The sequence below is a fragment of the Pantoea sp. FN0302 genome, assembly GCF_050113775.1.
In the GTDB taxonomy this organism is placed as follows: Bacteria; Pseudomonadota; Gammaproteobacteria; order Enterobacterales; family Enterobacteriaceae; genus Mixta; species Mixta alhagi.
Map to the genome: position 1 here is coordinate 284288 of NZ_JBNJSM010000001.1, position 13122 is coordinate 297409.

11 protein-coding genes and 6 tRNA genes are annotated in these 13122 nt (G+C 53.2%); 6 read left to right on the forward strand and 11 right to left on the reverse strand.

Features of this window, described 5'->3' with window-relative positions:
• Positions 1-1017 (reverse strand): bile acid:sodium symporter family protein, encoded by a 1017-nt coding sequence (locus tag ACQE32_RS01300; RefSeq protein WP_426980706.1) that lies wholly within the window; start codon positions 1015-1017, stop codon positions 1-3.
• A 93-nt stretch (positions 1018-1110) separates the two neighbouring features.
• Here ACQE32_RS01300 and ACQE32_RS01305 point away from each other — a divergent pair, with 93 nt between their 5' ends.
• Positions 1111-2031: a LysR family transcriptional regulator gene (locus ACQE32_RS01305; RefSeq protein ID WP_427021218.1), complete on the forward strand. Its 921-nt coding sequence runs from the start codon at positions 1111-1113 to the stop codon at positions 2029-2031.
• Here ACQE32_RS01305 and ACQE32_RS01310 read toward each other — a convergent pair.
• From ACQE32_RS01310 to ACQE32_RS01330, 5 genes are all read right to left on the reverse strand, one after another.
• Positions 2028-2405: a FlxA-like family protein gene (locus ACQE32_RS01310; RefSeq protein ID WP_427021219.1), complete on the reverse strand. Its 378-nt coding sequence runs from the start codon at positions 2403-2405 to the stop codon at positions 2028-2030. The two genes, ACQE32_RS01305 and ACQE32_RS01310, sit on opposite strands and share 4 nt — an antisense overlap.
• A gap of 147 nt (positions 2406-2552) precedes the next feature.
• A tRNA-Lys gene (locus ACQE32_RS01315) sits at positions 2553-2628 on the reverse strand.
• A 2-nt stretch (positions 2629-2630) separates the two neighbouring features.
• Positions 2631-2706, reverse strand: a tRNA-Val gene (locus ACQE32_RS01320).
• 27 nt (positions 2707-2733) lie between these two features.
• Positions 2734-2809 (reverse strand) — tRNA-Val (locus ACQE32_RS01325).
• A gap of 41 nt (positions 2810-2850) precedes the next feature.
• Positions 2851-2926 (reverse strand) — tRNA-Val (locus ACQE32_RS01330).
• Positions 2927-3197: 271 nt separating this feature from the next.
• On the opposite strand from ACQE32_RS01330, the gene gltX reads away from it, so the two are divergent.
• Positions 3198-4613 carry a glutamate--tRNA ligase gene (gene gltX / locus ACQE32_RS01335; protein ID WP_250650513.1) on the forward strand — a complete coding sequence of 472 codons (1416 nt, stop codon included), beginning with the start codon at positions 3198-3200 and terminating at the stop codon, positions 4611-4613.
• A 49-nt stretch (positions 4614-4662) separates the two neighbouring features.
• Here the strand turns inward: gltX and ACQE32_RS01340 are convergent, their stop codons facing one another.
• Positions 4663-5016 (reverse strand): YfeC-like transcriptional regulator, encoded by a 354-nt coding sequence (locus tag ACQE32_RS01340; protein ID WP_427021220.1) that lies wholly within the window; start codon positions 5014-5016, stop codon positions 4663-4665.
• Positions 5017-5141: 125 nt separating this feature from the next.
• On the reverse strand, positions 5142-5930 hold the full coding sequence (locus ACQE32_RS01345; RefSeq protein ID WP_085070928.1) for a formate/nitrite transporter family protein: 789 nt from the start codon (positions 5928-5930) through the stop codon (positions 5142-5144).
• Between the two features lie 418 nt (positions 5931-6348).
• Between ACQE32_RS01345 and ACQE32_RS01350 the strand changes: the two genes are divergently transcribed.
• A tRNA-Ala gene (locus ACQE32_RS01350) sits at positions 6349-6424 on the forward strand.
• 42 nt (positions 6425-6466) lie between these two features.
• Positions 6467-6542, forward strand: a tRNA-Ala gene (locus ACQE32_RS01355).
• Positions 6543-6681: 139 nt separating this feature from the next.
• Here the strand turns inward: ACQE32_RS01355 and ACQE32_RS01360 are convergent.
• Positions 6682-7869 (reverse strand): NupC/NupG family nucleoside CNT transporter, encoded by a 1188-nt coding sequence (locus ACQE32_RS01360; protein ID WP_085070929.1) that lies wholly within the window; start codon positions 7867-7869, stop codon positions 6682-6684.
• 360 nt (positions 7870-8229) lie between these two features.
• On the opposite strand from ACQE32_RS01360, the gene ACQE32_RS01365 reads away from it, so the two are divergent.
• Complete coding sequence (locus ACQE32_RS01365; protein WP_426971791.1) at positions 8230-9474, forward strand: Nramp family divalent metal transporter; 1245 nt, start codon at positions 8230-8232, stop codon at positions 9472-9474.
• 93 nt (positions 9475-9567) lie between these two features.
• Here ACQE32_RS01365 and ACQE32_RS01370 read toward each other — a convergent pair whose 3' ends face one another.
• Together ACQE32_RS01370 and mgrA are read right to left on the reverse strand one after the other, a co-directional pair.
• On the reverse strand, positions 9568-9978 hold the full coding sequence (locus ACQE32_RS01370; protein ID WP_426980708.1) for a DUF2502 domain-containing protein: 411 nt from the start codon (positions 9976-9978) through the stop codon (positions 9568-9570).
• Positions 9979-10124: 146 nt separating this feature from the next.
• Positions 10125-11114, reverse strand: coding sequence for an L-glyceraldehyde 3-phosphate reductase (mgrA, locus tag ACQE32_RS01375; protein WP_427021221.1), 990 nt, complete (start codon positions 11112-11114; stop codon positions 10125-10127).
• 213 nt (positions 11115-11327) lie between these two features.
• On the opposite strand from mgrA, the gene ACQE32_RS01380 reads away from it, so the two are divergent.
• Positions 11328-12983 carry an alpha-keto acid decarboxylase family protein gene (locus ACQE32_RS01380; protein WP_427021222.1) on the forward strand — a complete coding sequence of 552 codons (1656 nt, stop codon included), beginning with the start codon at positions 11328-11330 and terminating at the stop codon, positions 12981-12983.
• Positions 12984-13122 lie beyond the last annotated feature (139 nt).

The following is a 13122-nucleotide window of genomic DNA, read 5'->3' on the forward strand; positions in this document are numbered from 1 at the left end:
TTACTTTTGAGATCCCATCATGTCTTTGCCCGTTGGCTCGCTGGCCTGAAGCTCGGCTTCGTTTTTCTTTTTATAGCGCTGGGCGATAAACGAACACACCATAAGCTGTACCTGATGAAACACCATCAGCGGCAACACGATAATACCCACGGCGGCGGCAGGAAACAGAATATTTGCCATAGGTACGCCGTTCGCCAGGCTCTTTTTCGAGCCGCAGAACAGAATAGTAATCTCATCCGCCCGCTTAAAGCCGAACAGCCGCGCCGCCAGCAAATTTACTATTAGCACAATCGCCAACAGCAGTACGCTTCCCGCCAGGATCCATAGCAGAGTGATTACGCCCACCCGATGCCAGATTCCGTTAACCACCGCTTCACTAAAGGCAGAATAGACCACCAGCAAAATTGAAGCCTGATCGGTTTTGCCAATCAGGCTGCGATGGCGTTCAACCCAGCCGCCAATCCAGCGACGCGACAGGTGTCCCAGCACAAAAGGCACCAGCAGCTGCAGCATGATGCGACCAATTTGCTCCAGGCCGTTGCCCGGCATCTCGCTATGAATATTCATTACCAGATTGACTAACAGCGGGGAGATAAACACGCCGAGCAGGCTGGAAGCAGAGGCGCTGCAGACGGCAGCCGCAACGTTGCCGCCCGCCATTGAAGTAAAGGCGATAGCGGACTGAACCGTGGCCGGCAAAATACAAAGATAAATGAAGCCGGTATAAATTTCGTTGCTGAGATTAACCGGATGCCACCACACCAGCAGCAGGCCCAGAATCGGAAAGAGCACAAAGGTGCTGAACATAATCCACAGATGCAGCCGCCAGTGGCTGCTGCCGGCAATGATCTTTTCCCGCGAAAGTTTGGCGCCGTGCATAAAAAACAGCAGCGCAATCGCGGCGGTAGTCAGCCATTCAAAAAAAGCAACAAAGCCGCCTTTTGCCGGTAAAAAGGTTGCCAGTAATACGACAATCAGCAATTTGACCATCATCGGGTCGAGACGCAAAACTCGCATTGTTAAATCCAGATTAAAATTCGATGGTCTATTGTGGGCTAGCCGGGTTTAGAAATAAAATTGATTTATTGCATCCATTGATGAATAAAACAGATGAATTATACGTTACGTCAACTGCGGGTGTTTGTGGCCGTCGCGCAGCATGGCAGCTTTAGCCAGGCAGGGCAGGTGATCGGTCTTAGCCAGTCGGCAGTGAGCCATAGCATTAAAGAGCTGGAAGCGGAGATGGGGATTCGTCTGCTGGACCGTACCACACGCGAAGTGCTCCTTACCAGCGCCGGACAGCTTCTGGCTAATCGCCTTGAACGTCTGCTGGAAGAGCTGAATACCACGTTGCTTGATGCGCGCAGCTTTGGGCAACAGCGCAGCGGCACGGTGCGGGTAGCAGCCAGCCAGACTATTTCTGCCCACTTGATGCCGCAGTGTCTGGCCGCCAGTCAGCTTAATTATCCTGAAATCAAGGTCATGTTACGTGACCGGCCACAGCAGTGGGTTATTCAAAGCGTGCGTGATGCTGAAGTGGATTTCGGCATTGTGGTTGGCCCGTTGACCGCAGGCGAGTTTACATCGCAGCCCATTCTTGATGAGCCTTTCCTGCTGCTGTGCCGACAGGATGATGAACTGGCGCAGGTTAAAGAGCTTCACTGGCGAATGCTGAGCGGGCGTCCCCTGGTGTTGCAGGATTATGCTTCCGGCAGCCGGGTATTGATTGATGAAGCGCTCAGGCAACAGCAAGTGCAGGCAGAGATTGTTCAGGAAATTGGTCACCCTACCACGCTTTATCCCATGGTTGAGGCGGGGATCGGGATCAGTATTCTGCCAGCGCTGGCGCTGCCCTTGCCTGCGGGACGACCATTGATGGTCCGCAGACTCCTGCCGGAGATTAATCGTACGCTGATGCTGATTCGGCGGAAAAACCGCTCTCTGACACCCGCCGCCGAAGCTATCTGGCAGGAAGTGCGTCAGCAGGCGATGCTGCTGACGCAACAGCGGCAAAGCATGCCCGCTTTTTAGATATAGACGTTAATTTGATTCTCTGCGGTAGGGCGATTCACCCCATCAGCCACTTTCGGGTCGCTCGGGTTGCCTGAGCTGTTGCTGTTCTGCTGTTTCTTTGCCGCTTCTTCAGCCTGTTGACGCTGTAGCTGAGCCAGCTGAGCTTGCAGCATTTCTATCTGACCCTGGATCTGCTCCTGCTGTTTCTGTTTTTCTTCTGCGGAAGAGTCTGAGTTAGTCACATCTTTCAGCTGCTGCTGCAACTTAGTAATCTGGTTAGTCAGACGAGAAATTTGCGATGATACATCGCTATCGCTATCGCTACCGCTGCTGGAACTGCTGGCGCCGCTGCTCTGGCTAACGCCTGGCGTGGAAATAGCAATAGTTGTCACGATCCTCTCCTTTTTAATAGATCAATATATCTATCGGTCAATTTTTGGAATGACTTAACCTAAAAGAGCGTAAAAAAATCGTTAAGAAAGTGAAAAGGTTGCCGATTTTGCATAGCAAAAAGGCGCCTTTAGGGCGCCTTTCTACATTGGTGGGTCGTGCAGGATTCGAACCTGCGACCAATTGATTAAAAGTCAACTGCTCTACCAACTGAGCTAACGACCCGATGGTGGGTGATGACGGGCTCGAACCGCCGACCCCCTCCTTGTAAGGGAGGTGCTCTACCAACTGAGCTAATCACCCATTTTCGGTGCGACAAAGTATAAAAGATGGTGGGTGATGACGGGCTCGAACCGCCGACCCCCTCCTTGTAAGGGAGGTGCTCTACCAACTGAGCTAATCACCCATCTTTTATCATCTGTCTTACACTGCGGGCCATCTTAGAGATGGTGGGTGATGACGGGTTCGAACCGCCGACCCCCTCCTTGTAAGGGAGGTGCTCTACCAACTGAGCTAATCACCCCCGCTGTGTGGAGTCGCATTATAGGGAGAGTTCGCAACGAGTCAACGCTTTTTAAAACGAAAATGTTTGTTCGTCTTAAAATTAGGCAGCGTGTCGCGCTTTTAGCCGAAACCGCCTTCCGGATGCATGAAAATTCAGCAGCATGCCGCATCAACGCCGGGTTAGCCGTTGAGGAATCAGGGGCAGGTGATAGAATATGCGCACTTAAACACTGCATGAAAATCATCTTTTCTGTCATTCCGCAGAAAATCTGCGCACTAAGGCAAGCTCAATGAAAATCAAAACCCGTTTCGCGCCCAGTCCGACCGGCTATTTGCACGTTGGCGGCGCTCGTACCGCACTCTACTCCTGGCTGTTTGCTCGTAATCACGGCGGTGAATTTGTCCTGCGCATTGAAGATACCGATCTGGAGCGCTCCACGCAGCAGGCGATCGATGCCATTATGGATGGCATGAACTGGCTGAATCTGGACTGGGATGAGGGTCCGTATTATCAGACCAAACGTTTCGATCGCTACAATGCAGTGATTGACGAGATGCTGGAAGCGGGGACGGCCTATAAATGCTATTGCTCTAAAGAACGCCTGGAGCAGCTGCGCGAAACGCAAATGGCGAATGGCGAAAAGCCACGCTACGATGGCCGCTGCCGTGACAGCCATGAACATCATGCTGATAATGAACCGCATGTTGTGCGCTTCCGTAACCCACAGGAAGGTTCTGTGGTGTTTGACGATCAGATCCGTGGTCCGATTGAGTTCAGTAACCAGGAGTTGGACGATCTGATTATCCGTCGTACCGATGGGTCGCCGACCTACAACTTCTGTGTTGTGATTGATGACTGGGATATGGGCATCACCCATGTCATCCGTGGTGAAGACCATATCAATAACACGCCGCGTCAGATTAATATCCTGCAGGCGATCGGCGCGCAGGTGCCGGTTTACGCGCACGTCTCCATGATCCTCGGCGACGATGGTAAAAAACTCTCCAAGCGTCACGGCGCGGTAGGCGTAATGCAGTACCGTGACGACGGTTATCTGCCGGAAGCGCTACTCAACTATCTGGTGCGTCTGGGCTGGTCCCACGGCGATCAGGAGATCTTCTCGATTGAAGAGATGAAACAGCTGTTTTCACTGGATGCGGTAAGCAAGTCCGCCAGCGCTTTCAATACTGAGAAGCTGCAGTGGCTAAACCACCACTATATTAATAGCCTGGCACCGGAATATGTCGCTACGCATTTACAATGGCACATTGAGCAGGCGCAAATTGATACCCGTACCGGTCCTGAACTGGCGCAGCTGGTGAAATTACTGGGCGAACGTTGTAAGACACTGAAAGAAATGGCTGCCAGCTGCCGCTATTTCTATGAAGAGTTCGAGACCTTTGATGCCGATGCGGCGAAAAAGCATCTGCGTCCGGTTGCGCGTCAGCCGCTGGAAGTGGTGCGTGATAAACTGGCAGCAATCAGCGACTGGACGGCAGAAAACGTTCACCATGCTATTCAGTCCACGGCGGACGAGCTGGAAGTAGGCATGGGGAAAGTGGGCATGCCGCTGCGCGTAGCGGTAACCGGAGCAGGGCAGTCACCGGCGCTGGACGTGACGGTGCAGGCGATTGGCCGCTCGCGTGCGGTAGCGCGTATTGAAAAAGCGCTGGCCTTTATCAGCGAACGTGAAGCGCAGGGCTAAATCCTCCTTGCGGCAGATAAAAAAACCGGAAGCATGCTTCCGGTTTTTTTTACTTGCTTTCAATCCCCAGCCGTTGAAGAAGCCCTGTGACGCCTTCACGCAGCAACAATTTCTGCAGGTTTTCCTGTTCCTGCAAAGTCATCTGCTGAACAAAAGAAGTCAGCAGCGCGGGCAGCGTATTGGATCTTACCAGGTAAGTCCCGGCCGGCTCCGCAGCGTGGCGGGTATCATCCAAAAAGGCCGTTACCCTTTCGTCAATTTTAACCACGCGCGCTTTACCACCTTGTACGCCGGGCTTGGGTTTCGTTATCCAGTGCTCGCGCTTAATCCATTTATTGATTGTCTGACGCGTATAGCCTGTCCGTTGGGCAAGCTCTTCCGGCGTTAACCATTCCTCTTTCACGTTTCATTCCCTGTAAACTTAAGCAACAGGCGAATATATTACATGAAAACGTCATGCGATTAACTAACGAGGATCACTAACAGGGAAGGTTATATCCTCTGCCCGCAGGCAGAGGACAAACAAGATTAGCGCGGGGTAGTGGCGCTTTCTACAGCTGGACGGAAGGCGAGGAAATAGGCGAGGCCGACAAAAATCGCACCGCCAACGCCATTGCCAAGAAAGACCGCAATAAAGTTCGGCAGGTATTCAGCCCAGCTAAGATGACCCGCGAAGATTGCCGCAGGAATAATAAACATGTTGGCAACCACGTGCTGAAAGCCGATAGCAACAAAAGCCATTACCGGGAACCAGGCACCAAAGATTTTACCCACCATATCTTTACTGGCGAAGGCCAGCCAGACGGCAAGACAAACCAGCCAGTTACAACCGATGCCAGAGATAAAGGCGTGCATGAAATCGGCATTGACTTTTGCCGTGGCGATCGCAACGGTTTTATTCAGGTAATCGCCTTCTGTCATGCCAAGCAGATGACCAAAGAACCAGGCAACGGCCACGCTGCCGATGAAGTTAGCGATGGTGATCCAGAACCAGTTACGCAGCACGCTGAGGCCGCTTACCTGACGGGCAAACCAGGCAATAGGCATCGTCATCATGTTGCCGGTCAGCAGTTCGCCGCCCGCAAGAATAGTGAGGATCAGGCCAACCGGAAAGACCGCAGCGCCAAGGAAGCCGCCGAAGGAACCCCAGTCTGCTGGCAGTTTATTAATCACATGGAGATCAAGCAGAAAGCCGGTGGCAATAAATGCACCAGCCATAAAGCCTAGGATCAACAGCGACGGAATAGAAAGACGACTTTTTGCCACGCCAGACTGAATAGCAATGGCAGCGATTTCTTTAGGTGAATGCAAGGACATAGTAGCTCTGGTGTTAGTCAAAGAATAATGATGGTTTTCGCTTCTCGTCGGCGGCAGAAGGCAGCCAGAGCGGACTCGATAAACCAATAAATTAATTAGCGCGCGAAGTTTTGCATAGCAAATTAACAATAACAAGTACCTTTTCATAAAGACATTAACGCAAAATTAACAACAAAACGGGCGTGATCAGGACCAGCCAGTAATAAATCTTTCCCCAACGCCAACCTGCGCGATAGCTCACAGCCAGAAGCGTGTTTTAAGGGAGATTATCTGGTAGCTGACACACCTGATGCTGACGAGGTTTAATTTCGTTTGACGTCTTTTTCAGCGATCAAACACAGATTTTGAATTTGCCGTTGACACCCTGGAGGCGGTTTCATATCATGCGCTCCGTCAACACGACACGATTATCCGGTATGGGGCTATAGCTCAGCTGGGAGAGCGCTTGCATGGCATGCAAGAGGTCAGCGGTTCGATCCCGCTTAGCTCCACCAAATCTTATCCCAACAGGTTTGGTAACGGTAATCATTTGATGTGGGGGTATAGCTCAGCTGGGAGAGCGCTTGCATGGCATGCAAGAGGTCAGCGGTTCGATCCCGCTTATCTCCACCATTTTCCTTTCGATTTTATCTTCTTATTATTTCCCGTTAGTTACTGTCTGCTTATCTGCCCAGAAGTACATTATTAAGCCTGTTATCCACGGGTATAAAAAAACCGGGCCAGGCCCGGTTTTTTAACGTAACGGCGGCGATCAGGAGAGCACCAGACCCGCAATAGACGCTGACAGCACGCTGACCAGCGTAGAGCCATACAGCAGCTTCAGGCCGAAGCGGGAAACCACGTTGCCCTGTTCTTCATGCAAACCCTTGATCGCACCGGCAACGATGCCGATAGATGAGAAGTTAGCAAAAGAGACCAGAAACACGGAAAGGATGCCTTCACCGCGCGGAGAGAGCTGTCCGGCGATTTTTTGCAGATCCATCATGGCCACGAACTCATTGGAAACCAGCTTGGTCGCCATGATGCTGCCAACCTGCAGCGCTTCGCTGGAAGGTACGCCCATCACCCAGGCGAAGGGGAAGAACACATAGCCCAGCACGCCCTGGAAACTGATGCCGAAAATCGCATCAAACAGTGCGTTAATCCCGGCAATAATGGCAATAAAGCCAATCAGCATCGCCGCAACGATAATCGCCACGCGGAAACCAGCAAGGATATATTCGCCCAGCATTTCAAAGAAGCTCTGGCCTTTATGCAGATCGCTTAGCTGTAAATCTTCTTCGCTATCAACGCGATAGGGGTTGATCAATGACAGCACAATAAAGGTACTGAACATATTCAGCACCAGCGCGGCCACCACATACTGCGGCTGCAGCATGGTCATATACGCCCCCACGATAGACATGGAGACGGTAGACATCGCGGTTGCGGCCATGGTGTACATCCGGCGCTGCGACATCTGCCCAAGGATATCCTTATAGGCGATAAAGTTTTCTGACTGTCCCAAAATCAGTGAGCTCACCGCGTTAAAGGATTCCAGCTTGCCCATGCCGTTGACTTTCGACAGTACCGTGCCGATAGCGCGAATAACGATGGGCAGAATGCGGAAGTGCTGCAGGATACCAATCAGGGCGGAGATAAAGACGATAGGGCAGAGAACATTAAGGAAGAAGAACGCCAGACCTTTATCATTCATCCCACCGAATACGAAGTTGGTCCCTTCAGCAGCGTATTTCAGCAGATAATCAAACAGGCCGGCAAAGCCTTTCACGAATCCCAGGCCAGCTTCTGAATTGAGGAAGAACCAGGCAAGCAGAACCTCAATTACCAGTAGCTGTATGATAAAACGGACGCGGATATTTTTACGATCGCGGCTAACCAGCAAGGCCAGTAACGCAACCACCACCAGCGCCAGAACAAAATGCAAAATGCGGGACATGTATGCTCCAAATTTGAGGCAGATTATATTTCGCTGCGTATTCTATGTAACACCGGGCGTAAAAACGAGATCAACTCCACAATATAACAATTGCCTATAGCAACTTGCGTCAGAAAAGGCATCCCGATCACAACTGTAACACCGATTAAAAAAACCACATCTGCATTGTTAACATTTTTGGGATGACCTACAGTTAGTGGGTTGATGCTTGTTAAACAGTCGGCTATTGTGAATACAGATATAGCATTTGCTATACTTTATAGCGCGAGCTATCACAACGATAACGACAACCTTGTTTTACCTTGCCTTACGTCCCTTTACGCTGTAAGGGTGACATAACTTTTAGACAGGATAATGACTATGTTAGAAAGCCGCACCGCGGAACGAGCAGCACGCGGAGCCCGTAAGATAAAGCTGGCTTTGCTGGGGCCGGCCTTTATTGCGGCCATTGGTTATATTGATCCTGGTAACTTTGCCACTAATATTCAGGCGGGCGCTTCTTACGGCTATAAGCTGCTGTGGGTAGTGGTCTGGGCCAATATTATGGCGACCATTATTCAGCTGATGTCCGCCAAGCTGGGCATCGCCACCGGCAAAAATCTTGCTGAGCATATCCGCGATCGCTTTCCGCGTCCGGCGGTATGGTTTTATTGGGTGCAGGCGGAAATTATCGCTATGGCCACCGATCTGGCTGAGTTTATCGGCGCTGCGCTCGGCTTTAAGATGCTGCTGGGGATCTCGCTGTTGCAGGGAGCAGTGCTTACCGGCGTCGCGACCTTTTTGATTTTAATGCTGCAAAGCCGTGGTCAAAAGCCGCTGGAGCTGGTTATTGGTGGGCTGCTGCTGTTTGTTGCTGCGGCTTATATTGTTGAGCTGTTCTTCTCCCAGCCGCAAATGAGCGAGCTGGCGCGCGGAATGGCCGTGCCTTCGCTGCCCACGGCTGATGCGGTATTTCTTGCGGCGGGCGTGCTGGGCGCAACCATTATGCCGCACGTGATTTATCTGCACTCTTCACTGACGCAAAACGGCGGACGCGGCAGCTCGCGCAGCGAACGTTACTCTTCCACCAAGCTGGATGTGGCGATCGCCATGACCATTGCTGGCTTTGTGAATCTGGCAATGATGGCCACGGCGGCGGCGGCTTTCCATTTTAATGGGCATGCCGGCGTAGCGGATCTCGATCAGGCCTATCTGACGCTGAAGCCGTTGTTAAGCGATGCTGCTGCATTCGTCTTCGGCCTAAGCCTGGTGGCGGCGGGGCTCTCCTCCACGGTTGTCGGCACGCTGGCGGGGCAGGTGGTGATGCAGGGCTTTATTCACTTTTATATCCCGCTGTGGCTGCGCCGGACGATTACTATGCTGCCCTCTTTTGTGGTCATCATGGCGGGCTGGGATCCTACACGTATTCTGGTAATGAGTCAGGTGCTGTTAAGCTTTGGTATCGCGCTGGCGCTGGTACCGCTGCTGGTGTTTACCGGCAAGAAAGAGCTGATGGGAGATATGACTAATTCACGTATCATGCAAACCGTGGGCTGGGTGATTGTCGCGCTGGTGGTTACGCTGAATATTTACCTACTGGTCGGAGAAGCGTTGGGTCTTGGTTGAAACTAAGCGCCGTTAATACGGCGCCTGGTATTTTCTGGATCGGACATCGACTTTACCGCACAGCCACGGCCAGCGGCTTAAGCGCACGGGCGCTTAATCGCGATGATGTTTTTCCCACTGGCGATACTCGTGCTCACGATGTTTTTCCCACCGTCGGTGATCGCGTTCACGGTGTTTTTCCCATTTACGGTGTTCGCGTTCACGAGCGCGCTCATGATGTCGCCATTCCCGTTCCCGCTGCCATTGCTGGCGCTCCCATTCGCGATGACGTCGCCATTGCTCATGACGCCACCAGCGGCCCTGCTGCCACTCATAACGGTCATGCCACCAGCGACCGTCGCGCCAGTGTCCGCCATCCCAGTATTGACCCTGGCGATCGCGATCGCCCAATTGCAACGTCACGCCCGGAGCCAGAGTAATTGTGGCGCCATCTGCCTGTGCTGTGTGTGTAGCTAAAGGGGACAAGGTTGCCAACAAAGCGGCAAAAATAATGGCACGTTTCATGTTTCTCCTTATCAGTGCGCAAGCAGCAGCACTGTGGTGCCAGCATATAAAGAAAGCTCAGGCATAACATCGGCGCATTTCTGAAAAAGTTAAGGATAATCTGAATTGAGATTTTTCTGGCTGCGCCGGGGCAGCCAGAGGAGGGTCTAACGCAGCACGCGCTCGATATCCTGCAGGTCCTCTGCGCTCAGAGGGCTTTGCTGTAGCATCTGTACCGCATCGTCGATTTGGCTGGTTTTGCTGGCGCCAATCAATACGCTGGTCATGGCTGGCTGACGCAGTACCCAGGCCAGCGCCATTTGCGCCAGTTTCTGTCCACGGCGCTGCACAATAGCGTTGAGCTGCTGCACCTTTTCCATTTTATCTGTGGTCAGCTGTTCAGCATTCAAAAAGCGGCTGCCGCTGGCGGCACGGGAATCTTCCGGTACGCCTTGCAGATAACGATCGGTCAGCACGCCGCCCGCCAGCGGTGAAAAGGCGATACAGCCTACGCCCTCGCGCTGTAGCGTATCCAGCAGACCTTCTTCCGGCTTACGCTCAAACATCGAATACTTTGGCTGATGAATCAGGCACGGCGTCCCCAGCTCGCGCAAAATTTTAATCGCTTCTGCCGCCCGCTCGGCGGGATAGTTAGAGATCGCGGCATACAGCGCTTTGCCCTGACGCACCACTTGATCCAGCGCCATCATAGTCTCTTCCAGCGGCGTTTCCGGATCGGGACGGTGGTGATAAAAAATATCGACATACTCCAGTCCCATACGCTTCAGGCTTTGATCAAGGCTGGCGATCAGATATTTACGCGAACCCCAGTCGCCGTATGGCCCATCCCACATGGTGTAGCCTGCTTTGGTCGAGATAATCAGCTCATCGCGCCAGGCGTGAAAATCTTCCCGCAGGATGCGGCCAAAATTTTCCTCGGCGGAACCCGGCGGCGGACCGTAATTATTGGCGAGGTCAAAATGTGTAATGCCGGCGTCAAAAGCGTGACGCAGCAGAGCACGGCTATTGTCCACGCGCGTGCTGTCGCCAAAGTTATGCCACAGGCCGAGGGAAATAGCGGGCAGCTTAAGACCGCTGCGGCCAGAACGGCGATATTCCATCTGCTGATAGCGCTCAGCGGCGGGTTGATAGTACATGGCGATTCCCTGAAGAAAGCAGAGGTTAAACAGGAAGCTTAGTAGTGTATACGTTTACACAAAGCGAAAGCCGCGGGGCGGATCGCAATTACAGAAAAATTTGCAGGCGTAACGCCCGCTTGCCACGCCGCGCCTGAAGATAACAATATCGTATGTCGACGTGGCAGCAGAATAATCGATACTGAAATGACCTGATTACGCAAGGAGTCTGCTATGTCTGGCTTAACGGTAAGTGATTATCTGCTACAGCGTCTGAATGAAATCGGTATCGATCACCTGTTTGGCGTGCCGGGAGATTTTAACCTGGTGTTTCTCGATCGGGTTATCGCCCATCCACGGCTGGCATGGGTGGGCTGCGCCAATGAGCTGAACGCGGCTTACGCCGCAGACGGCTATGCCCGCAGTCGTCGCGCAGGTGCATTGCTGACAACCTTTGGCGTCGGTGAACTTAGCGCCATTAACGGCATTGCGGGCAGCTACGCGGAATATGTGCCGGTGATCCATATTGTTGGTGCGCCTTCTTTATCGGCGCAGCAGCGCGGCGATCTTATTCATCATTCACTGGGCGACGGCGATTTCAGCCATTTTTTGCGTATGCAGCGCGAGGTAACGGTAGCACAGGCGACGCTTACCGCCGAGAACGCCTGCGCGGAGATCGATCGGGTTATGCGCGAAGCGCTGACGCAACGACGACCAGGCTATTTACTGTTGCCGGTCGATGTCGCAGGCGCGCCGGCTTGCGCGCCCGGGCAGCCGTTAACTCTTCAGACGCAGCCCGATGACCAGGCGCTGCAGGCTTTTCGCTGTGCGGCGGAAACGCTGCTTTCAGGCGCGCGCAGCGTATCGCTGCTGGCAGATTTTTTGGCCGACCGTTTTGGCGTACAGCAGCAGCTGGCGTACTGGCTGGAGGCGGTTCCGCTGCCGCACGCCACGCTGCTGATGGGAAAAGGGGTACTGGATGAGCAGCGTGCAGGCTTTGCCGGAACCTACGCCGGGGAGGGGTGCGCTGACGGGACGCGGCGGGTGATTGAGCAGGCGGATGTTATTATTACTGTCGGCGTACGCTTCACGGATACCATTACGGTTGGCTTTACCCAGCAAATCGGGACGGCAAAAAACATCGACGTACAGCCTTTTAGCGTCACGGTCGCCGGGCAGAGATTCGATTCGCTGCCGATGTCTACGGTCATTGAAGAACTCCGGCTGCTCTGCCAGCGTTACGCCGCACGCTGGACGCTGGATCATTGTCAGCCCGCGCCGCTGGCAGCAAGTGACCAGCCGGGTCTGACGCAAAATGCGTTCTGGCAGGCGATACAGGCATTTCTGCAGCCGGGAGATCTACTGGTGGCGGAGCAGGGCACCGCGGCGTTTGGCGCAGCGGCGTTGCGTCTGCCTACGGGTGCGAAGCTGGTGGTGCAGCCGCTCTGGGGATCTATCGGCTATACTTTGCCAGCGGCCTTTGGCGCCCAGACCGCAGAGCCTGAGCGGCGAGTCATCCTGCTTATTGGCGATGGGTCGGCGCAGTTAACGGTACAGGAGCTGAGCTCGATGATGCGCGATAACCTGAAGCCGCTGATTTTTGTATTAAATAATGGCGGCTATACCGTTGAGCGTGCCATTAACGGCGCCAGTCAGCGCTATAACGATATTGCCGACTGGAACTGGACGCAAATACCGCAGGCGTTGAGCACCGCGTGTCCGGCGCAAAGCTGGCGCGTACTGGAGACGGTACAGCTTACCGAAGTCCTGAAGCTGATTGCCGACGCGCGCCGACTTTCCCTGGTTGAAGTGGTGCTGCCACGTCTGGATATGCCGCCTTTACTGCAGCAGGTCTCCGCCTCGCTGCATCAGCGTAATTCAGCACAGTGATTTCAGAAAGATGGTGCTGTTCAGCACGGACTTTCACGGTTATGGTAACGGGCAATTTGGCAAAGCGCTTTCGTTTTGATGAGCGTTGTTGTTTTACCGGGGGAAATTTATAGTGTCCCGTAGTGAATTGACATAAGCG